Annotated in this window: 19 protein-coding genes; 11 read left to right on the top strand and 8 right to left on the bottom strand. The window is 45.7% G+C overall.

Annotated elements, in window-relative coordinates:
• Positions 1-260: 260 nt before the first annotated feature.
• A complete protein-coding gene (locus AC15IQ_RS14615) occupies positions 261-1,343 on the bottom strand; it encodes a type IV secretory system conjugative DNA transfer family protein (protein WP_483180198.1) in 1,083 nt (360 codons plus the stop codon).
• Positions 1,344-1,726: 383 nt separating this feature from the next.
• A complete protein-coding gene (locus tag AC15IQ_RS14610; protein WP_483180125.1) occupies positions 1,727-2,593 on the bottom strand; it encodes a DUF6385 domain-containing protein in 867 nt (288 codons plus the stop codon).
• Between the two features lie 127 nt (positions 2,594-2,720).
• Between AC15IQ_RS14610 and AC15IQ_RS14605 the strand changes: the two genes are divergently transcribed.
• From AC15IQ_RS14605 to AC15IQ_RS14570, 8 genes are all read left to right on the top strand, one after another.
• Positions 2,721-3,731 carry an NAD-dependent 4,6-dehydratase LegB gene (locus tag AC15IQ_RS14605; RefSeq protein ID WP_483180124.1) on the top strand — a complete coding sequence of 337 codons (1,011 nt, stop codon included), beginning with the start codon at positions 2,721-2,723 and terminating at the stop codon, positions 3,729-3,731.
• On the top strand, positions 3,728-4,897 hold the full coding sequence (locus tag AC15IQ_RS14600; protein ID WP_483180123.1) for a LegC family aminotransferase: 1,170 nt from the start codon (positions 3,728-3,730) through the stop codon (positions 4,895-4,897). The genes AC15IQ_RS14605 and AC15IQ_RS14600 overlap by 4 nt, the downstream gene beginning before the upstream one ends.
• An 81-nt stretch (positions 4,898-4,978) precedes the next feature.
• A complete protein-coding gene (neuC, locus tag AC15IQ_RS14595) occupies positions 4,979-6,136 on the top strand; it encodes a UDP-N-acetylglucosamine 2-epimerase (RefSeq protein WP_483180121.1) in 1,158 nt (385 codons plus the stop codon).
• Positions 6,137-6,184: 48 nt separating this feature from the next.
• Positions 6,185-7,255, top strand: coding sequence for an N-acetylneuraminate synthase (neuB, locus tag AC15IQ_RS14590; protein WP_483180120.1), 1,071 nt, complete (start codon positions 6,185-6,187; stop codon positions 7,253-7,255).
• The gene (locus AC15IQ_RS14585; RefSeq protein WP_483180118.1) at positions 7,252-7,863 is read left to right on the top strand and encodes an acetyltransferase; all 612 of its coding nucleotides are present in this window, start codon (positions 7,252-7,254) and stop codon (positions 7,861-7,863) included. The genes neuB and AC15IQ_RS14585 overlap by 4 nt, the downstream gene beginning before the upstream one ends.
• Positions 7,864-7,940: 77 nt before the next feature.
• Positions 7,941-8,984 (top strand): nucleotidyltransferase family protein, encoded by a 1,044-nt coding sequence (locus AC15IQ_RS14580; RefSeq protein WP_483180116.1) that lies wholly within the window; start codon positions 7,941-7,943, stop codon positions 8,982-8,984.
• A complete protein-coding gene (locus AC15IQ_RS14575; protein WP_483180114.1) occupies positions 8,981-9,685 on the top strand; it encodes an acylneuraminate cytidylyltransferase family protein in 705 nt (234 codons plus the stop codon). Before AC15IQ_RS14580 ends, AC15IQ_RS14575 begins: the two co-directional genes overlap by 4 nt.
• Positions 9,686-9,880: 195 nt before the next feature.
• On the top strand, positions 9,881-12,199 hold the full coding sequence (locus AC15IQ_RS14570) for a 6-hydroxymethylpterin diphosphokinase MptE-like protein (RefSeq protein ID WP_483180113.1): 2,319 nt from the start codon (positions 9,881-9,883) through the stop codon (positions 12,197-12,199).
• A gap of 88 nt (positions 12,200-12,287) precedes the next feature.
• On the opposite strand, the gene AC15IQ_RS14565 is transcribed toward AC15IQ_RS14570, so the two are convergent.
• Positions 12,288-13,013, bottom strand: coding sequence for a hypothetical protein (locus AC15IQ_RS14565; protein WP_483180112.1), 726 nt, complete (start codon positions 13,011-13,013; stop codon positions 12,288-12,290).
• Positions 13,014-13,637: 624 nt separating this feature from the next.
• Between AC15IQ_RS14565 and AC15IQ_RS14560 the strand changes: the two genes are divergently transcribed.
• A complete protein-coding gene (locus AC15IQ_RS14560) occupies positions 13,638-13,811 on the top strand; it encodes a hypothetical protein (protein ID WP_483180111.1) in 174 nt (57 codons plus the stop codon).
• Between the two features lie 363 nt (positions 13,812-14,174).
• Entirely contained in the window at positions 14,175-14,798 is a 624-nt protein-coding gene (locus tag AC15IQ_RS14555; RefSeq protein ID WP_483180109.1) for a hypothetical protein, read from the top strand.
• A 2,102-nt stretch (positions 14,799-16,900) separates the two neighbouring features.
• Here AC15IQ_RS14555 and AC15IQ_RS14550 read toward each other — a convergent pair.
• The 5 genes from AC15IQ_RS14550 to AC15IQ_RS14530 all read right to left on the bottom strand — a co-directional run bounded on the left by AC15IQ_RS14550 (position 16,901) and on the right by AC15IQ_RS14530 (position 21,283).
• Positions 16,901-17,782 carry an MBL fold metallo-hydrolase gene (locus AC15IQ_RS14550; RefSeq protein WP_483180108.1) on the bottom strand — a complete coding sequence of 294 codons (882 nt, stop codon included), beginning with the start codon at positions 17,780-17,782 and terminating at the stop codon, positions 16,901-16,903.
• 39 nt (positions 17,783-17,821) lie between these two features.
• Positions 17,822-18,400, bottom strand: a complete 579-nt coding sequence (locus AC15IQ_RS14545) for a nitroreductase family protein (protein WP_483180106.1) — start codon at positions 18,398-18,400, stop codon at positions 17,822-17,824.
• Positions 18,401-18,404: 4 nt separating this feature from the next.
• The gene (locus AC15IQ_RS14540; protein ID WP_483180104.1) at positions 18,405-19,232 is read right to left on the bottom strand and encodes an inositol monophosphatase family protein; all 828 of its coding nucleotides are present in this window, start codon (positions 19,230-19,232) and stop codon (positions 18,405-18,407) included.
• 301 nt (positions 19,233-19,533) lie between these two features.
• Positions 19,534-20,160 (bottom strand): hypothetical protein, encoded by a 627-nt coding sequence (locus AC15IQ_RS14535; protein ID WP_483180102.1) that lies wholly within the window; start codon positions 20,158-20,160, stop codon positions 19,534-19,536.
• A gap of 136 nt (positions 20,161-20,296) precedes the next feature.
• Complete coding sequence (locus tag AC15IQ_RS14530) at positions 20,297-21,283, bottom strand: ADP-ribosylglycohydrolase family protein (protein WP_483180101.1); 987 nt, start codon at positions 21,281-21,283, stop codon at positions 20,297-20,299.
• A 270-nt stretch (positions 21,284-21,553) separates the two neighbouring features.
• On the opposite strand from AC15IQ_RS14530, the gene AC15IQ_RS14525 reads away from it, so the two are divergent.
• A partial coding sequence (locus AC15IQ_RS14525; RefSeq protein WP_483180098.1) for a hypothetical protein occupies positions 21,554-22,400 on the top strand: 847 nt, incomplete at its 3' end.

Raw genomic sequence — 22,400 nt, 5'->3', positions numbered from 1 at the left:
ACAGTATGACGATTGTAGTTACCTTACGTCATAGACCCGAGTCAGACCACTCAGACTATCGTTCAACCAATTCAGGTTTTATCCTTGTATCTATTGGTCGGCTTTCGCCAGATTTCATCTTCCCATTCAGTCGTGGCATGGTAACTTGCCAACTCATGGTTTCACCAGTATGCTATTTTCCCTTTTGAGGTTTCCCTCTCAGGTAAACCGGTTGATGATGGGTATATGGGTCACGCCCACTGCTTGCTATGGCAGATTTTCTACATTGCCATTACGGACGCACAGTTCGCTTCAGCGCGGTCCCAGAAGGGGTCACCGCTCTTTCTACCTGGTGCCTGAGTGTTCGCGATCACTACTTCAGTAAAAAGCTGCGCGTCTATGTCTGTTTTTACTTGTGATAGCGGGTTCCAACGGTCGGAGTGGAGCATATCAACCAAGTTAAATATCTTCACATCGTAATCTTGTTTTAAAAAAAATGATCGGAAATCCCTGGTGAGTTCTCCTTTGGGATCAGTGACCACTACCGACCAACCGCTGTCTACGGCCTGGAATAAGTTCAATCTCACATAAGCCCTTGATTTACCGGAGCCGGGCGGCCCTAGAACGGATACGTTCAGGTTTCCTCCTATATCAGAAGGAAGTATCAGGGGTCTGTTGTTGAAGGTTCCGAATAATAAGCCCGGAGAGAGTTTGAATCTGAAAATCTTTTTGATTTCATTAAAGGTGGCCCATCGTTCCGAACCCAGAAGGTTTCCGTGATATTCAGGTTCGGTTTTGCTTTGAGTTCCCAGCCGATGTGCGCCTAGAAGCGACAGGACAGATATCATTAATAAGAGATTAGCCCATTTCCAGGTATGGATTATCGCCTCCCCTGCGGGGGAAGCATTTTTTCCAAACAGAGCAATCGTCAATTCCCATGTTGCGCGGAGGGGGTGTTCTTTAATAAACCCCAATACTTCTGGAGCGACAAAGAATGCTGAAATGTATCCCACTATCCATATGTCCAAGAGGAACAGGACCGGCAGAAAGAAGAGATACATCTTTCGTTTATCCATATATTTCTCCTTCAAAAAAAATAGGACGCAAAAAAACAGGACGCGCGTCCTGCCTCGCTGTAACTTTAGGTATGATTCTTTGCTTAGACCCCTTCCGCAACACTGGCCAGGGTTTCTTCGGGTGATTATCTTTGCCATGACCACGCTTTCGAAGACTGTCCTGTTCATCAGTATCCTCATCTTCACCTCTATTTCAAAGTAGGTGGTGGTAGTGTCCAGAATCAACAGATCAACCTCAAGGTCAAATATATTGGTAACGGAGAAGAAAACATCTAAACGTTTCCGCATCTGATTCAACAGCCAAGCCGCCGGGAGCCCAGGTAGGTGGTTTCTTGAGGCAACGCACCTTGGCAACAGACGGCTTAAGCTATTGATGAGACATATGCCAATGCACCAGTCTTCATAACCCTTGCAGTGTTGCTGAATTTGAGCAACTTGAATAGCTCTATCCCCCTGTAGACAAAAGCTCTAGCGTAGTGCGTTTCCTTGGCCATATCTATTCCAACCACCAGAGTCAAAAAATTGATTTGCGGAATCTTTTCATTCTGTGTATTTTCATATAGGGACGCCTCCGAACTATGATTTGTGCCGTCTTTGCTGGATCTAGCACAATTTCATTGTAGAGAAAGGCGTCCCTTTTTTCAAAGTTCTTTTAAGCATTACAGGACTGCTTAATCATGTCCGTGGAAAAAAACGCGTAAATGAGTGCTGCCTGTTTCCGTTTTAAAACAGATTCGAACAAAGGGGAGAAAATAGTTATACGTATAGGCTTTAACTTCATCGGGTGCAATTATTTCATCTCCCATAGGTTCATCCATGAAATGAATCCCATCTGGACTTGATTGGAGTCTAACCAGTGCCGGCATACTTCCCAAGTTTAGTACGGAAAAAGTATAATTTCTAAGTAAAAGTACATTTTTTGTTTCCGAAACCTGTTCAATCATAGTAGCAATGACGTCTTCACTCGTATCACAGATATATCTATCAATTTTAACCGGCTCTATTATCTTTTTAACAGCCTCAACTACACCAACATTTATTTTCGATTCATCTTTTCTAAAAACTACTCCACGTATACTCAGAATTTTCAGTTCGGCGGTACCTATTTCCAGGAAGGCTAACTGCATATCGTCAGGTATAGTTATATGCCGATAATAGTAGCGGCACCCAGGCTGCAGCATAAAAATCATTTCGAAGCTGGAAATCTGACCACAGCTATTAATCATGTGCACTATAATACTGGCCCGCATTTTCCGGTTAGCCTTTAAAACTGCTCCTACCTGCCACTCTTCCTGGGCATTAACCGGTATATAATAGGGTCTTTCCTGGCATATACTACTAAATTGCGGGCAAGTGTTCTGGATGGTTACCGAAGATTTACTACGGCATGATTTATGCCAACAAAACCGAGCATAACCCTCATTTGCGCAAATCAGCCAACCATCTGGAACATTTCTACAATTATTTGGAAGTAAAAAATTACAATTATAAACATGATTTTTATTGGCTTCAAAGCAAGACAAAACAGTCTTTTTCATGGTTTCACTTCCCTTTAATGAAAAATTTAATACTACTAAACATATTATTCCAGTTAAAAGAAAAGAGTGATAACAATCCCAAATGCTAAATATAATCGGAATAGTAGGACATGAAAAGAGGATTGATATGAAACTTAATAGTGGCAAAATTTTACTCACTGGTGCTGATGGATTCCTGGGATCACATCTGGCGGAGGCCTTGGTGAGATCAGGGTGCAACGTGCGGACGTTTGTTTTTTATAATTCATTTAACTCCAGGGGTTGGTTAGATAATACTCCACCGGACATCCTGCAGCAGCTGGATATTGTTGTAGGAGATATACGTGATCCATATGGGGTCAAGAAAGCCATGACAGGCTGCAATCTGGTTTTTCATTTAGCTGCACTGGTTGCTATTCCCTATTCTTACCACTCACCGGAGACTTATGTGGATACCAATATTAAAGGCACATTAAATATATTACAGGCAGCTCGTGAATTAGGTGTAGAGAAGGTTATCCATACTTCCACCAGTGAAGTCTATGGCAGCGCCCGTTATGTACCTATAGATGAAAATCATCCTCTCCAGGGACAGTCTCCCTATGCTGCTACTAAAATCGCTGCCGATCAACTGGCATTAGCCTTTTATCGTTCTTTCCAAACACCGGTTGCCATCATCCGTCCCTTTAATACCTATGGACCACGCCAATCGGCTCGGGCCGTTATCCCAACGATTATCACTCAACTCGCCAGCGGACAACGAATAATAAAACTAGGAGCAACCCATCCCACGCGCGACTTTAATTATATCCAGGACACCATCTCGGGATTTTTAGCCGTTGCGGCATGTGATGAAGCTATCGGAGAAATTATTAATATCGGCAGTAATTATGAAATTGCGGTGGGAAGTCTGGCGAAAACAATTATCGATCTCATGCAGGTAGAAGTAAAAATTGAAACAGATGCAGAGCGCCTGCGGCCGAAAAAAAGTGAAGTAGAGCGCCTGTGGGCAGATAATAGTAAAGCCCAAAGACTCCTGGGCTGGCATCCAACCTATGGAGGTATAGATGGCTTAAAACGAGGGCTAGAAGAAACCATACATTGGTTTTGCGATCCTAACCATCTAAAAAAGTATCGAACTGATGTGTATAATCTATGAAATCAAAATTCAAGGCTGATGCCATTATGCAAGTGTTGGACATAATTCTGCCGAATCATCAGCGTCCGTTAGTCTTGCATGAACCTTCTTTTGCTGGTAATGAATGGAACTATATAAAACAGTGTATCGATTCACGTTGGGTATCTTCTGCGGGACAATATGTGAATGATTTTGAAGAGCGCCTTAAAACCTTTACCGGTGCTAAATACGCGGTTGCGGTTGTGAATGGTACCGCAGCTCTACATTTAAGCCTGCTCGTAGCCGGGGTTAAAGCAGGCGATGAAGTATTGTTGCCAACCCTTACTTTTATCGCTACTGCCAATGCGGTTAAATATATTGGAGCTATTCCCCATTTTGTAGACAGCAGTGAATACAGTTTGGGCTTAGACGGTGCTAAATTGAATCAATATTTGCATGATGTAGCCTCGCAAAAACCGGAAGGATGTTTCAACAAGAATACAGGCCGTCGTATCAAGGCCTTAATTGTTATGCATACCTTTGGACATTCGGTAGATCTGGATCTTTTGCTGCGACTTTGTCAAGAACATAATTTGATTCTAATTGAAGATGCAGCCGAAGCCTTAGGATCATATTATAAAGGAAAGCATGTAGGTCATCACGGTCTCCTCTCTATTATTAGTTTCAACGGTAATAAAATAATTACTACTGGAGGCGGTGGGGCGATACTAACCAATGATAGCCTGATGGCAGTAAAAGCCAGGCATTTAAGTACACAGGCCAAACTTCCCCACCCATGGGCTTTTAACCATGATCAGACAGGATTTAATTACCGTATGCCCAACCTCAATGCTGCCCTGGGCTGTGCCCAGCTTGAACAGTTGCCGCATTTCATTAAAAAGAAACGAGACCTGGCTCAGCGTTACCAGCAAGCTTTTAAAAGTCTGGAAGGTATAAAAATATTTCACGAACCGGACTATGCTACCAGTAATTATTGGCTGAATGTGCTCTTGCTGGATGAAGCACACATGCAGGAACGCGATCATGTGCTTCAACTTACCCACAAAAACGGTATTATGACCCGGCCAGCATGGACTCTTATGCATAAACTACCGATGTATGCGCAATGCCCGCTGATGGATCTTTCTACCGCTGAAAGCCTGGAACGCCGAATCATCAACCTGCCCAGCAGTGCTTTTTTGGCATGACAGAAAAGTGCCGAACATATTTTTTATTCCGAATTATTTATATTTATATAGAAAAGCAAGGGGTTATACCGAGGGAGGATTATGAATAGGAAAATCTGTGTGCTTACCGGTACGAGAGCCGAATATGGACTCCTGTATTGGCTAATGCAAGAAATTGCGGCTGATGCCGACCTGGAACTACAAATAATTGCTACTGGTACCCATTTGTCTCCCGAATATGGGCTTACCTATCAAATTATTGAAAATGATGGCTTCAAGATCAATGAAAAACTGGAAATGCTTTTATCCAGCGATACTGCAGTGGGTATGGCCAAATCATTGGGCCTTGCCATCATCGGCTTGGCTGAAGCGCTGGAACGTTTGCGCCCGGATATACTGGTGCTGTTAGGAGATCGTTATGAAATACTGGCTGCAGCGCAGGCTGCCATATTACACCATATTACTGTTGCCCATATCGCTGGGGGAGAGATTACGGAAGGTGCGGTCGATGAATACATACGTCATGCTGTTACCAAGATGGCACATTTTCATTTTGTTGCCGCGGAAATCTACCGCCAAAGGGTAATCCAACTGGGCGAAGATCCGGAGCGGGTTTATAATGTGGGCAGTACCGGTATTGATCACTTAAAAAAACTGCAACTCTTATCCCGACAGGAATTGGCGCAAGCGCTGGACTTTGATCTTAAGCCTCCATTTTTCCTGGTTTCCTATCATCCTCCCACCTTGGAAACAGAAGCCAACGATAGTGCTATGGAACTATCAGCAACTTTGCATCACTACCCAAATATCAAAATCGTTATGACCGGTTCCAATGCTGACATGGGGGGGAGACGGATTAGCGCCTTAATGAAGGACTATGCTTTTAAGAATCCGGGCCGGGTTTACTATAGTCCTTCCCTGGGACAGTTGAAATATCTGAGTGCAATGCAGCATTGTCAACTGCTCATTGGTAATTCATCCAGTGCCATTATCGAAGCACCAGTATTCAAAAAAGCCGTGGTAAATATCGGCAGCAGGCAATCCGGTAGATTAAAAGCAACGTGTATTGTTGACTGTGAACCAAGAGAAGCGGATATAAAGAGAGCTATAGATTACGCCCTTTCGCCGCAATTCCAGGCCAAGCTCCCGGGTACGAAGTCATTATACGGAGCAGGAAATAGTGCTGAAAAAATAAAAGAAGTGTTAAAAAAGGCTCATTTAAGTGGAATTTTAAAGAAAAAATTTTATGACCTCTTTTGATTATTAATTACGGTCAAGGTTGGGTTGTTAATAAGGAGGGCTGTGGTCATGAAACATGTTTATATTATTGCAGAGGCCGGTGTGAATCATAATGGTTCGATGGCATTGGCTTATGAATTAATAGATATTGCAGCTAAATCCGGGGCTGATGCGGTCAAATTTCAGGCCTTTACGGCTTCGGAATTGGTTAGCCAGTCTGCCCCTAAAGCAGGTTACCAAAAAAAATCGGATCCACTGGGAGAAAACCAATGGCAGATGCTGGAGAGACTACAATTAGATGAATTCCAATTGCAGAAACTTTCAGCATACTGTCGTACTCGCAATATCGAGTTTTTATGTAGTCCTTTCGATCTTAATAGTATAGAAGTGCTTTCCCGTTTACAAGTAACATGCCTGAAGATTCCCTCTGGGGAGATCACCAATGCTCCATTGCTAGTGAAAGCCGCTTCAACCGGGAAAAAAATCATTTTGTCCACCGGGATGAGCAACCTGGGAGAGATTGAAACTGCTCTCGGGTTATTAGCCTGGGGCTATCTGAATAAAAACACAACATTATCTCCGCCAGCTTTTCAGGATAGTTATGCATTATTAGCAGGAGAACCGGTTCTTAGAGATAAGGTCACCCTGCTGCACTGTACTTCAGAATACCCGGCACCTTTGGATCAAATCAATCTCAGGGCAATGGAAACCCTGCGAAAAGCATTTGGTTTAGCTGTGGGCTATTCCGATCACAGCCCGGGCATTGTAGTCCCCATAGCGGCAGCAGCCAGAGGGGCTGCCATTATCGAGAAACACTTTACTCTAGATCGTAATCTACCCGGCCCAGATCATCAATCTTCACTTGAACCGGATGAACTACAATCCATGGTGGAAGCTATTCACCAGGTAGAAATGGCCCTGGGTTCCCCCCACAAAACCGTTACCCCGGCTGAAACCGCAAATCGTTTATTAGTAAGAAAAAGCCTGGTAGCAACCAGGGCTATACAAAAAGGTGCGGTTTTTACGGAAGAGAACCTGGGAATTAAACGCCCTGGCACCGGAATGTCTCCACTTTGTTATTGGCAAATGCTGGGCCAGAAGGCATCCCGGGCCTATGAGGCTGATGAGGTGATATCTTGAAACCTGTTATTATTATTGGGGCAGGAGGTCATGCCCGGGTATTGTTAGATACTTTAAGCCAAGTATCCTGTACCATTCTGGGGTTTACTTCTCTTTGCCTTCAGCGAAATATCACTTCTGATGCATTTTTTGAGCTTCCTCTGCTCGGGACTGATGAACAGGTGTTTAGTTATCCTCCGGAAACTATTTATTTAGTCAATGGCCTGGGGATGGTACCCGGTTCTGGGTTTCTCCGCCGCAGGGACATTTACCATAAATTCAAACATAAAGGTTACACCTTTGCCAACATAGTGCATCCTTCAGCCGTGTTGGCAGCAAATGTAACTCTGCTGGAGGGGGCGCAGATCATGGCTGGTGCGGTTATACAGACGGGTACTGTCATAGGGGAAAATTGCATAATTAATACCCGGACAGCAGTTGACCATGATGTGATGATCGGCAGCCATGTACACCTTGCTCCCGGAACTACTGTATGTGGTAATGTTACTATCGGCGACGGTACTTTCGTTGGTGCAGGTTCTACCATTGTCCAGGGAATTGAAATTGGTGCTAATTGCATCATTAGAGCAGGATCAGTCATTAAGCACAAGTTTACCAATTCTCCATAGCCCAATTGAACTTTTATTACTCATTCCACATATAATGGATTACTAAATTCCTATGTAAGAAAATAGGGTGATTCATAATGTGGAAGAAAGCGCTAGTCAGGCCGGAAACGAGTATACAGGACACCATTGCCGTGATTGACAAGTCCACCCTGCAGATCGCCCTGGTTGTCAATGAAAAAGGCCAGTTATTAGGAACGGTTACGGATGGAGATATTCGCCGTGCTATATTAAAATATACGGATCTAAACAAACCAGTGGCCAATATTATGAACACTCATCCACGATATATCACTGACAAGCAATCCCGAGAAAACGCTTTTCAACTCATGAAAACCCATAAATTAAATCAGATTCCCATTCTGAACCAGGATCATTGTGTGGTAGGGATAGAAGTATCCCAGGACTTTTTTGATTCCCCCTCATACAATAACTCTGTAATAATAATGGCTGGTGGTTTGGGTCAGCGCTTAAAACCCTTAACCGAAAATTGCCCTAAACCCTTGTTAAAAATAGGTGGTAAGGTTCTATTAGAGACTATATTAGAAAATTTTGTAGAAGAAGGATTAAAGAATTTTTATTTTTCGGTCAATTATAAGGCGGAAATGATTATGGATTACTTTGGTGATGGCTCGAGATGGGGGGTATCAATTCAATATCTGCACGAAAACAAACGTTTAGGAACCGCCGGTGCTTTGAGCTTGCTTCCCGACCAACCGGTTGAACCTCTGCTGGTCATGAACGGGGATATTTTAACCAAAATAAACACCACGCAATTACTCAATTTTCATAGAAAAAATAGGGGTGTTGCTACCATCTGTGTTAAGGAAAAATATAGACAGATTCCCTATGGAATTGTGAATTTTGACAAAAACCGTCTGCTGCATATTGAAGAAAAACCTTTTCAACGCTATTTTATCAATGCTGGCATCTATGTATTTAATCCGGAGGTTCTGAAATATGTACCTGCGGAAACATTCTATGATATTCCTGATTTAATCAAAGCCCTCCAAGAAGATCAAAAAGAAATTACCGTTTTTCCTATCCGTGAGTATTGGATTGATATTGGTCACTTCGATGAGTATGAGCGGGCTAACCACGAATTTAACGAGGTGTTTACATGATCAATGGACAGAGAATTCTAGGAGTTATTCCCGCTAGAGGTGGTTCTAAAGGTATCCCCCGTAAAAACCTTACCATGTTCGGAGGCAAACCACTTATAGCGTGGACAATCGAAGCTGGGCTCCATTCTCGCTACATTGACCGCTTAATTCTTTCTTCGGAAGATCCGGAAATTATTACCGTTGCTGCTACCTGGGGGTGTGAGGTGCCTTTTGTACGTCCGGCTGAGCTGTCCAGGGATGAAACTCCTGGGATCGAACCGGTTATTCACGCTATACAAACGCTGAAAACGACTTATGATTATGTTATTTTACTTCAGCCTACTTCTCCTTTACGTACTACGGAGGATATTGACAACTGCATATATTATTGTATACAAGAAAATGCGCCATCTTGTGTTTCGGTCTGTGCTGCCCAATCAAGCCCGTATTGGATGTACATACTGAACCAGCAAAAAAGGCTTATTCCCTTAATGCCTGAGGAGCATTCTATTACTCGCAAACAAGATCTCCCCCCTGTATATGTTCTTAATGGTGCCATCTACATGGCTTTCATTCCTAATTTAATGCAAGAACGCAGCTTTATAAACCGACAAACAATTGCCTATACCATGCCTGTTGAAAGATCCCTGGATATAGATAGTGAAGTAGATTTGTTATATGGGAGCTTTCTTCTATCCTCAACAGGACCCCCATGCCCTTAAAGTCCTCTGGGCAAGCTCTAAGCCACCAAACCATCCCTAGCATAATTCCTTGCCTCTTGGTTAATTAAACTTAATATGGGACGGGGAGCGCTACATCCCAAATCTCCAAAATAAACATGTTCTGTTGCCATTAACACAATCTTTCCAACCTGGTCATAGAATAAAAAAACATTATGACCAGAAAAGGAGAGCAACATGTCATATTTAGAGAAAAACATGAAATTTCTAAAAGATTTTTATCCCGAGGCCTGGGAAAAGATGTCTTCATTAGAAAAAACATTGAATCATGATTTGGTTCAACTGGTAGCAAATAAAAAGGGCATTCATAATATTAAGGTAGAACAAAATTTCATTCATGATAAAAACAATCCCCGTCGGGAAGCCCAAGATTTTATTGAAAGCCAAAAAAATGTTGAGGAACACTCCGATATTTTGTTTTATGGAACAGGATTAGGCTATGCTATTCAAGCTTTTATAGAAGCATATCCCTACAAGCCTTTTTCCATATATGAACCTGTCCCCGAGATATTCCAACAGTTTCTGGCACAAACTGATCTGACCAAAATCCCGCGCCATTTATTAAAAAACATCTTTATAGAAACCCAGCCCGCAGACGTTGAACAATTTTGCCGTAATTATGTTAAAACTATTGGCTATTCAGGAATGGTTATAGAGCTTCCTGCTTACAAAGAGATCTTTACGGAAAAGCGACACTACTTCTTTACTGTTTTTGAAGACCATATCAGAGAGCGTAGTGCTTCGATAAATACATTATCCGCTTTTGAAAAGCGCTGGACCCTGAACAGTGCCCATAATTTAATTGAAGTATTAAATTGTCCTAATATTCTTCTAGAGAAAAAGGATTACTTTGTTAATAAACCAGCGGTCATGGTAGCTTCAGGGCCTTCATTGGAGGACGAACTGGAAAACCTGCGAAAAATAAAGGAACAAGGCTTAGCCTATATTTTTTCCGTAGGTACAGCATTGAATGCCTTGGTTCGCAACGGAATTTATCCTGATGCTGCCTGTACCTATGACCCTAGTGAAAAAAATTTAGTAATTGGCAAAGAAGTTATAGATAAAGGGATTAATTCAATTCCACTAATCTTTGGCAGCACAGTATATTACAAGACTCTTGTCCAATACCCGGGCCCTAAAATGCATATGTTAATCAGCCAGGATACTCTAGCTGCATATTATCTCAAGCCACGAAACAACGTTCCTAATGAAACTATTTATGATGCTACTACTATTGCAGTAATCACCCTCCAGTTGCTAGCCCGGCTAGGTTTCAACCCTATCATCCTGGTAGGTCAAAACCTGGCTTATCGTGGCCATAAAGTATATGCGGCTGGCACTACTTTTCATCCCTGGGAGGCTAGCGAACAAATCCTGGATAAGGCACTTTGGCTTGAAGATGTACATGGAAATCCCGTACCCAGCAGCCATACCTTTAATCGCATGCGCCAGCAATTTGAAGCTTATCTAAGTCATTATAAATCCCTGCATGTAATCAATACCACGAAACAAGGTGCCCATATAAAAGGGACCATATTTCAAAGTCTAGATGATGTGATAAAAAATCAACTGCAAGAGCACATTGTAGAAGAGGATTGGCTCAAAGGCAATAACTTAAGTTATGATATGGACTATGTAATTAAACAAAACAAGATTATGCAGGATGCCTATGCAAAGGTATTCGATTTGATAACCGTATGTAAAGATAAGCTGGATATGATTAATGAACTGGCAAGTTGCCGTGATCCGGTAAGGATTAACCAGAGCTATGAGCAGTTTAATCAAAGTATGGAAGAATTAAGGAATAATCCTTTTTTCAGCACTTTTATTACTCCTATGAATCGGGTAGAATTGGAATTTTTAATGTTAGCGATTCCAACCATCTCAGCCGAAAGGGAACCCGTTCGTAAAGCAAAGATGATGGAAGAAAAGTTCCGTCCCTATTTGTTACATTGTGAACAGGATATCAACGATATTAGCCCCCATTTCCAGGCCATGAATGAGGCAATTAAAAACCAATATATCGGCGCCAAAGCTGCTAAAATTAAAGTCTTGTTGCTAGAAGGAGATGGTATCCTGACTGATGGTTCGGTTTATTATAATGCTTCCGGGCAAGCATTTAAGAAATTCAATTACCAGGATCGTACAGGCGTCCTTCGTTTATTGCAGAAAGGGATTACCATTCTGCTCATTAATCCGGAGGAAGATCCTATCATCAAATTTGCTGCTCAAGAATTTCAGCTTAATACTGATTATTCGAATTTTGACAAAGCTTCTGTTGCTAACATGCTTTGTCAGAAAGAAGGCCTCTGTTGTGAAGCAATTGCTTGTTTATGTAATAACCAGTCTGATTTGTTATCTATGCCCAGGTTGGGTCTCAGCTTGGCGCTGAAGGATTCCACTCTGGAACTAAAAAATCAGGTTGATTATGTACTTGATATCAACGGTGGTCAGGGAGTAATCCAGGCAATAGCAGACCTGTTAATAAACCAATAATTGAATGGGTGAATATTATACCTTTACCTAAGCATAGAAAAGGCAAGCTAATAAGCTTGCCTTTGGATATGCAGACCTTTTCCGGAAATTAATATTCTCCTTGGAATTGCAGCAACAAATTACCATCATCGGAGGTGCCGCTAAATTGGTAGTACATACGAGCATAGCGGACGTGATAATTAGGAGTAAAGAAATGCCAGGTTCTTCCGCTATAATTTACAAAAGCAGCATCATCTACGAAGTTTTCGTCCCCACTTACTGCTGCCATCTGCAGTTTTACATTCATTAGTTCCCCGCTGGCTCCACTGTATTTTACAGCCAGGGTCCAGGAATTATACCCTAGCACATCCCAAATTCCACCATTGAGTGCACCTGATGTGCCTCCACTGACCGGGGTTAATATAGGGCCTGAATCAACAGTATTTCTGGCAAATATATTGACATATAGCGGACTTCCGCTAGTGTTTTGTACGATAACCGTTCCGCTAACCTCGACAGGACCACTGATACCTACGACACCACTTACATCGACAGGACCACTGACGGCAACACTGCCGCTGACGCCGACGACACCGCTAATCTCGACAGGGCCACTGATACCGACGACACCACTTACATCGACTGGACCACTGATGGCAACACTGCCGCTGACACCGACGATACCGCTAACCTCGACAGGACCACTGATACCGACGACACCACTTACATCATTGGACCACTGATGGCAACGCGCGCTGACACCAAACGATGCCGTAACTATCGAATAGGACATAACGGCAACACTGCGCTGGCGCCGGTAAACGAGCACCTTCAATCTCTGTGGGGCCACTGATGACGACACCGCCCATCGGCTGGACCGCGGTAGCAACCTGCCGCCAGGCACCGACGATGCGCTAACCTCGACAGGACCACTAACGGCGACACTGCCGCTGACGCCGACGACACCGCTAATCCTCGTAATTTTACTGATGCCGACATTCGCCATCAGGCTGGACCGCCGGTGGCCAGCACTGCCGCGACACCGACGATACCCACTTCGCCTCATGGGATACCTAACGGCGACACTGCCCGCTGACGCCATTGATACCGCTAAACATCGTAGGACCACTAATAGCAGCGTACCGCTGACGCCGACAAAATGCCGCTAACCTCGACAGGACCACTTTAACGGCGACACTGCCTTTGACGCCGACGATGCCGCTAACCTCGTGGGACCACTAACGGCGACGCCGCTGACGCCGACGATACCGCTAACATATTGGGACCACTAACGGCGACACTGCCGCTGACGTAAAACGATACCTTAACCTCGATGGGATATAACGGCAGCACGCCGCTGACGCCGACGATGCCTTCAACATAATGGGATACTAACGGCGACACCGCTGACGCAAACGATACCGCTAACCTCGACGGGACACTGATACCGACGTACCACTTGCATCGACTGGACCGCACAATTGTAACCGCTGCCGCTGACGCCGACGACTGCCGCATCCTCGACTGGACACTGGTAAACACTGCCCTTGACACCGACAGTACCGCTAACCTCGACAGGACCGCTAACGGCGACTGCGCTGACGCGGTAATACCGCTATCTGACTGGATATAACGGCGACACTGCCGCTGACGCCGATACCCTTCGCCTCGGCGGGGACCATAACGGCGACTACCGCTGACGCCGACGATACCCGCTTCAACCTCGTGGGACCCACTAACGGCGACACTGCCGCTGACGCATGATACCGCTTCGCATCGACCGGACCCACTAACGGCGTGCTGATACCGACGACACCACTTACATCGACTGGACCACTGATGGCAACACTGCCGCTGACGCCGACGATACCGCTAACCTCGACAGGACCACTAACGGCGACACTGCCGCTGACGCCGACGATACCGCTAACCTCGACAGGACCACTAACGGCGACACTGCCGCTGACGCCGACGATACCGCTAACCTCGACAGGATATGCACTGGCGTACTGCCGCTGACGCCGACGACACATATAACCTCGACGGACCACTGATACCGACGACACCACTTACATCGGCAGGACCACTGGCGGCAACACTGTTCGACGATACCGCTAATAAAACCAGGATACCTGGCGGCAACACTGCCGCTGACACCGACGATACCGTAACCTCGACAGGACCACTGCTGGCGACGCTGCCGCTGACGCCGACAATCACTTCAATCTCTAATGGGCCTGAAACCGACGACACCACTTACATCGAGCAGGACCACTGGTATGGCAGCCTGCCGCTGGCTACGACACCGCTATCGTGGGACCATAACGGCGTACTGCCGCTGACGCCAAACGACACCACTTACATCGACTGGACCACTGATGGCAACACTGCCGCTGACACCGACGATACCGCTAACCTCGACAGGACCACTAACGGCGACACTGCCGCTGACGCCGACGATACCGCTAACCTCGACAGGACCACTGATACCGACGACACCACTTACATCGACAGGACCACTGACGGCAACACTGCCGCTGACGCCGACAACACCGCTAATCTCGACAGGGCCACTGATACCGACGACACCACTTACATCGACTGGACCACTGATGGCTGATTGAACTTCCAATCTTCCACTACTGTCTATCCGAATTGGTCTTGTGTTATTACCACTATCTACGCCGAATACTTTTGTACGTAAAGAATCAGCAAAATCCTGAAAAACTTTATAGTTCGGCAATTTATTCTCCCCTTTCTACTATTTATAAAGATTCCAGCATATGGATCGATTCTCGTTTTATAGTATGAGGGGCAAATGGTGTTTGTTACCTAATTTTGTTATATATTGAAGAGTATTCCGAAGAACTACATTAGCAAAGACTATTTACTTGCCAAGACTTTCTTAGGGGGTCAATAGTGATACACAATAAGTTCTTTTTCAACTGAAGATCGCTAATTTAGACCTCCATTCTATGGTTTTGTGTTCGTTAACCTAAATTTGGGCATAATATCCCTACTTTTGGCCTTTTCGGCTTCCTTAACGCTTGAGTCATCCAGAAAACGCCTTATGTTTCGGGCTATAATTTTGTAAGCAGTGAACAAGTAAGTTTTTAGCATGCCGTGTAGGTTATTCGGATATTCTCCTCTTTTTAGGCGGAAGTTGGTTGCTCAGTTAACGATAACTGGTGTTTTCGTCTGACATAATATCGTGTATTTGATCTCTGGATAGCCTGGATGGTTTCGCTAACCCGTATTATCGGTCTTTTCTTCTGGAGGTCTTTACTATGGACATATGTCAAAATTCGGAAGCGCATCGCCAGCAATCCTCGTGTTTGATGGCAACTGCTAGTCTTGGAACCGATTGAAATCGCTAAATAGACTCTTGCCTGGGGCAACTGATTATTTTCATCATCTCATCCAGAGCTTAAAACTGGTTGTGGAAGTTTATCTGATGGAATACCCGCTCCGGTCATATCTGTATGGTGTAGGTTAACGCCTCTAGCTCATCTGCCATTTCTATGACATATTGGCCGTAGTAACCTCATCTAAAGTAGATGTCAATACATCGTATACTTTGTTTAATGATGGGTATACGCTCCTTAGCCATCCTCTACATCGCTTCGATGTTATTGGTTGTACTGAAAAGTCGGTAATCACCTGAATCAGGTTTCTTTGCTACTGAACTTCAGCTCGTTTAAAACGTATCCGCTATGGTTCTTATACCCGCTTTGTTGCGGAAGGTAGCGTCACTATCATGCAGCTGATTTACGGGAGACCGCTTTCGTTCACTACTGGGCTTGGCGAAACCATAAACTTCATACCAGATTCCATCGAAAGCGACCTGTTCCGCCTAGAAACCTTAGCGAACCATTTCTCGTTTTGGAAGCAAAGGTTATAATCCTTATTTTACTGATTATCTACCTCTTGCGCGAGGTTAAGGACTCTGGAACCATGCTTTCCAGTTCCTGATTTCTAATTCTGTATAGTAAATCAGTTTCCTGAAACTATCTTAACCTTGTTTGGGAATTATCCGGAAAAGAAGGCAATGCCTCATACCGCTTGAACCAATACATCCAAAGGCTAACAGGAATCTACCAACTTTCTTGATGTTAGAATCAGAGTGAATCCATACCTGGTCAATCGGTTTTTATCCCGGCTTGTTCGATAAAATTCTTGGATAGGATTTCAAACTGTTGGAAAATCACTTCATCTTGCTCGGGATGCTCTAATGTGCCCATATGACTCTTTCTCTGAATTCATTAAGGTACGTTCAGCCAATTAAACCTCGCAGGTTCTTATACCCTGGGCATAATTGACCTGGAAGTTAAGTAGAACTGCTCGATTAATTCTTGATCAATTATAATAAACATGTTTTTTGATAATCTCTAATGACATCAGTATATTAACTGGAACATTGGGTCTGCCGGTATCAAGACAATACATGGAACAAACAAGATCTTCGTTGGTTACAAAAACATGTTTAAACTGAATTGGGTTTTGTTTTAATGGTTATGCTTGGTCTCTCATATGGACTGGTAATGGCCTAAAAAGTTCATCTTGATAGTGACTATCGTTTTTACCGGAACATACCATAAAATACCCTAAAGTTAGTTTATCTTTTATTTTGCTTTAAATATCATATTAGCGCCGATATTCTGATGGTTATCCTGCTGTTTTACAATATTTTTGGGGTTTTTGCAGTGGAATCATTATTTAGACTTATAATTTGGCCTTGGCATTTTGCACCAGGAGCTTCATGGTGCTGTACATGATGTCTGCCGGGTAGTAGGTAAGACCGCCCTTAAAGTAACGATCGAATACCTTTTGGTTTACCTGCTCTTCGTCTTCACCAGCCGTCAAGGCCTGTTGGATCCATGCACAGCCCTCTTCGGCAGCTGCGATACTGGCCTGCAGATATGGGGCTACCGCTGCATCAGTGATGATATCACCGTGAGCCATGCCCAAGACTTTGACCGGCAGGGTTTGAAAGCGCTTCAATGTGGCTATATAGCTGTCATAATTGTGGAAAAACACCGGGGATATTTCCCCTGGGGCGCTCTGATAACCGGCTGCATCCGAGACCAGTAGGACGCCATCACTTTCCAGATACACTGCCAGCGAACAGGCGCTATGTCCCGGGGCCTCGAGGATGTCCAGCTTGAGCTTGTCCCCTAACTGCAAATGGTCGCCTTCCCCTACCACCACATCGACGGGAATGGTGGCGCATTCCGGCAGCTCGGGAAGGGTGTTGATGAAGCCCGCTTTAAGATAGGATTCACTCACAAAATTATCGCTGCTAAAAGCACTGGCCATAGCCTTCTCTTTGGACAAAATCTTTTGGGCGCTGCCACTGCCCACCACCAAAGCAGATGGGAACAGGCTTTTCAGTATGGGAAGGCCACAGACATGATCGAAGTGGGAGTGCAAAATGACTATGTATTTAACATCCGGTTTCGATTCCAGGGATTGCCACTGAGCCGCAAAAATCTGCGCCGCAGCGCTGGTGCCGCATTCGATCAAAGCAGCTTCTTCATCACCCACCAGGTAATAATTAAAATACTTATTGCCAAACAGCCTGACATTTTCGGTTAACTGCTGCATTCTATCTACCTCCTTATCTTTCCGTGTGGCGGTGTATCATTAATCATTCACAAAGGAGTTCCCAAAGGTATTATAATGCACTTTATGGTAAGGGAGGTTCTGGTCATCGTTGGGAGGCTTTTGCTCCGCCGCATAACCGATGGCCATGATAGCCAGGACCTGGAATTGATCAGGCAGATTCAGAAGTTCTTTTACATAATTGGAAGAGGTTTTGTGGTCAGCATGCCACCTCTCCCGCACTTGGATCCAACACGACCCGAGTCCCATGGAAGCTGCCTGCAGGTGTAAAAGCAGGGTGCAGATGGCTGAGTCTTCCACCCAAACATCGCATTTGCCAGGATCGGCCGCAATGACAATGCCCAGCGGGGCTTCTGCTAGAAAACCAGCGCCATGCTCTTTGCACAACGCCAGTTTTCGCAACAGTTCCTGGTCCTCCACCAGGATAAACTCCCAGGGGCGCCGGGTTCGTGAAGACGGGGCCAGCAATGCAGCCTTGATTAATTGCTCGATGTGCTCCGCATCCACCTTTTTATCCTGGAATTTGCGTATACTGCGTCTTTTGATCAATAATTCCAGCATGATAGTAATCTCCTCCTCCTCCTGCTCGCAATCTTCCATGTTTTTAATAGCTTACCGGCCACAGGGTTTCGGCATGCTGCATTTCTGCCAGTATACGTTCGCAAATGGTAGAATTACCCGCCACCAGCGATACGCCGCGGTGGTAGGGCAGGTATACCACCCGGCCTCCGGCTTCTTCTACCAGCAGGGCACCGGCCGCCACATCCCATTTACTCAGATTCAATTCCCAGTAGCCGTCCAAGGTGCCCAGAGCCACATTGCAGAGGTCGTAAGCGGCCGATCCCATGCGTAATATACCTCGCACCCGTGGAGTCAGGCGGGCAAAATAATTGAGATTATTGTCCGCATGAGTGGCACGGTCATAAGGGAATCCGGTTGCCAGCACGCATTGCCCCAAATCCGTTTTTAGGCCCACGCTTATGGAGCTGCCATTTAGCATAGCCCCCTGACCGCGGATGGCGGTGAACATCTGCTCCAGCAGCGGAGCATACACCACCCCCATTATAGTCTCGCCCTGGAATTGCAGGGCTATTGATATAGAGAAGATCGGCAGCCCTTGTGAGTAATTGGTGGTCCCGTCCAAGGGATCGATAACCCACAGGTACTCCGAAGCGCCGATCTGCCGAGGCTGCTCCTCAGACAATATGGCATGCTGGGGGTAGGCGTGGCGAATCGCGGTGATCAGATACTGCTCGGAATAATGGTCAACCTCGGTGACCAGATCAATGCCGGATGATTTGGTGCCCACTCCTAAATTTTTGTGGCTTAGGTTGGCCTTTTGGATCTCTCCCACTGTCCTGACCAGACCACAGGTCAGCTCCAAGGCCTGCTCTACATTAACTAGCTTGTTCAGCTTGCTGATTGATGTCACCTGCCGATTACTCCCCTTCCTGAATAGCTGTGACCTGTTGGCTGCTTATCAATGCTCACTTATTATTATATGCGTTGTCCAGGGCTGGTCAGAACCAACCGGGGAGCGGAGACGATCACGATGACCCCTCTATGGCCCGGCCTTGTCCGTCATGACGGCGCAGTACGGGCTGCAGCCAGATGCGGCCAATTCAGCGAACCGCCTCCTAAATATATTATATGATTCTTTTCCGTGGCGATAGATTGACCTGTTCGCCTGCGGCTCAATGGTGCTATTATACTCATGTACTTATCGGGCCGGCTTACATCAGCCCGGGATTTGGATCGCTATCACTGCTTGCCGCCAGCAGCATGTTCAAGGCATACTGGTCAGCCTCCCAACCAGCCCGCAGTTTGGCATAATCCCCGATGTGCAGGTAATAATCCAGGACATGCTTCATGTATGACACCATCATCTGCAGGCCTTTATCAGACAGGTTCAAAATCAGGTACTGCAAAAAGAACATCACCGCCGCCGGAGCATAATAGCTTTCTTCGCCCAGCGGCATACTGATGTCGATTTCCCGGTCCAGATCATTAGTGCCGTAAAACTGAGAGCGGTAGATGCGCTGCGGCGGTTCATTGGAATCTTCCAACTTCTGTTCTTTCTGCAGTACCTGGATGCGGGCTACTGAACCGTCTGGCAGCGGGTAGCTGGCCATGGCCATAAAATGGTCGTAGACATTGAGCAACAACGCACTGGCGGTGTTGCTGTTTCCCAGTGTAAAAAGAATTTTGGCCAGGTACAGAGCAAAGAAGCGGATCACATCCAGTTCGCGAATATCGAACAGATAGGCTATGATACCTACCCAGGCTCGGTCGCGGTCAAAAAAGTTGATCTCCAACCGACACATGGTGCCGCCAGATATCTGCTTAAAGGTTCCCCCCATTATACTCCCACCTTATCAGTCTTTCTATCTACTCTCTATTGTCAATTATAACAGAAAACCCCCGGTCCCCTCTGCCAGTCTCGGACTTCGCTTTTGGCAGTCTCCGTAGGTTGATATTTTTTAGCCCTAGATTGTTTTACCAGCCGGGATATTTGGCCTGCCACTCTTCATCCTCGCGGTAGGCGGTCAACAAATCCCGCCCCATCTCGGCAATGACCTGGCACAATTCCAGTTTGGCCAGCCAATCCTGAGGCAACGCGCTTCGACCCAGGTAAGCCCCCAAAATATTGCCGCAGATTGCTCCGGTACTGTCACTGTCCCCGCTGTGGTTAACGGCCAGTATGATTCCCTGCCTGAAGTCACGGGGAGATTTCAGGGCACAGTATATGGCTATGGCCAAGGCCTCATCACCTACCCAGCCTTCACCCAGCTTTTTATAACAAGTCTGCACGGGGAGGTCACTGTGAGCCAGGCCAACCGCCTCTTCGATCCTTTGCACCAGGCCACCGCTGCCATCCTGTTGCCGCAGCACCTGCAGGGAGCTTTGAACTGCTTCCTCTAAATCCTGGCCGGCCAGGATTTCTTGGATTAAAACGGCCAAGACCCCGGCTGGCAGAATACCGTCGATATGCCCATGGGTTATAGCTCCGATCTCACAGGATAATTGGAAAGGCGCAACGCCCAGATCTATCATCCCCACCGGAGCTGAGCGCATCACCGCGCCGCAGCCTTTGCTGTTGTTAAGCGGGTTCTGCGGGGTTCCGATTTCCGGGTTCATCATGGCCGCAGTACAGGTCAATCCGGGGGATCGCTGTTTAAATAATTCAAATTGTTGTATCAGCAAGCCATCGTCGTTATGAAAACCGTACATATTAGCGAAATGAGGGTTATCCTCGCCTTGAGTATGCAGCCAGCGCAAATAAGCGTGATGCACAATGCCGACGATGCTGCTTTGGGGCGCAGTTGCCTGCGCCACTCTGGCCCGTAATAACCCCTCTGCAGTAAACAGTGTCATCTGGGTGTCGTCAGTGATTTCAAATAATCCCTGCTCACCCGGCTGCGGTTCTTGAATGCCTTCAGCGCCGTAGCGGTATAATATCTGCTGATAATTGATAAACTCCACCGCCGCCTAGAGCATCCCCAGAGCCCTCCCAAAAGGCAGCCTTCATAATGGTCTTGATCTTTGCGCACTAAAACCCTCCCATCAGCCTTCATTCCTTGTGATTATCTGTATTCTAAACTGTCCCCATTTTATCAAAATTTGCCAGCAAATGCGAATCAGAGCCCTGATGGGGAAATCATTTTTACATTGTACTGCAGAGTGGTACTGGCATATCCGATATAATTTAGTAGAGATAAGAAATCCGCAAAGGATTCATCAGGAGTGACTTGTATGAACGAGCAAGAGTTTTACCGCACGGTGGTGCAGAACGCACTTTCCGGGTATGTTTATTGCCGCTCGCTGACAGACCATGCGGGCAGCATCAGCGATTTGGAGATAATTGAAGCCAATCCGGCTTTTATGGAGATTTTCAACCTTAATCAAGACAATATTAAAGGGCAGCCGCTTTCCAAGCTTTGTAGCGGAATGGAGCGTGAACTCAGCTTTCTCCTGGGTGCTCTAGGGCGGGTCGCCCAAGGCAGGCCATTACGCTTGAGAACTTATTTCAGATCCCACCGCCGTATCTACCAGGCAAACATTCATTCGCCGCAGCCTCAGCATTATGTGATACATTTAATCGACTCCTCTCAGCTCTTAAAGAACCGCAAAGCGGAGCGCTATTTAAAACGCCAGCTTTCAAATGAAGAACTGCTCTTTAATGCTGCCATGTTAGCCATGCAAGAGGCCAACCCCGAACAATTCTTTTCCCGCTGTCTGGCTATTATCGGCGAAAAGCTGCGGCTCAGCCGGGTATATATCTTTGAATACCATGCCGAACAGGGAACGATAAACAACACCTATGAATGGTTGGCACAAGGCGTCCCTTCTCTGAAACACCGTCTGCAGGGAATTAAAACAGCCGATATCCCTTGGTGGCACCAGACTATGCTAAACCGCAGCAGTATCAATTGTCGCGATATCAAAGAGCTTCCCGAGGATTCAGTCCGGGTCCTTTGGCCTATGCAAAGTGTTAAGTCTATTCTAGCCATGCCTCTTTTTATCGATTCGACCTACTTTGGTTTTGTAGGATTTGACCAATGTGACAGCTGTTGTGAATGGAATCTGGAAGATAGTCGCT

Source organism: Syntrophomonas sp. DTU019, assembly GCA_913757435.1.
GTDB lineage: Bacteria > Bacillota > Syntrophomonadia > Syntrophomonadales > Syntrophomonadaceae > DTU019.
The sequence above is the reverse complement of the archived record's forward strand: the minus strand, read 5'-3'. Positions and strand labels throughout refer to the sequence as shown.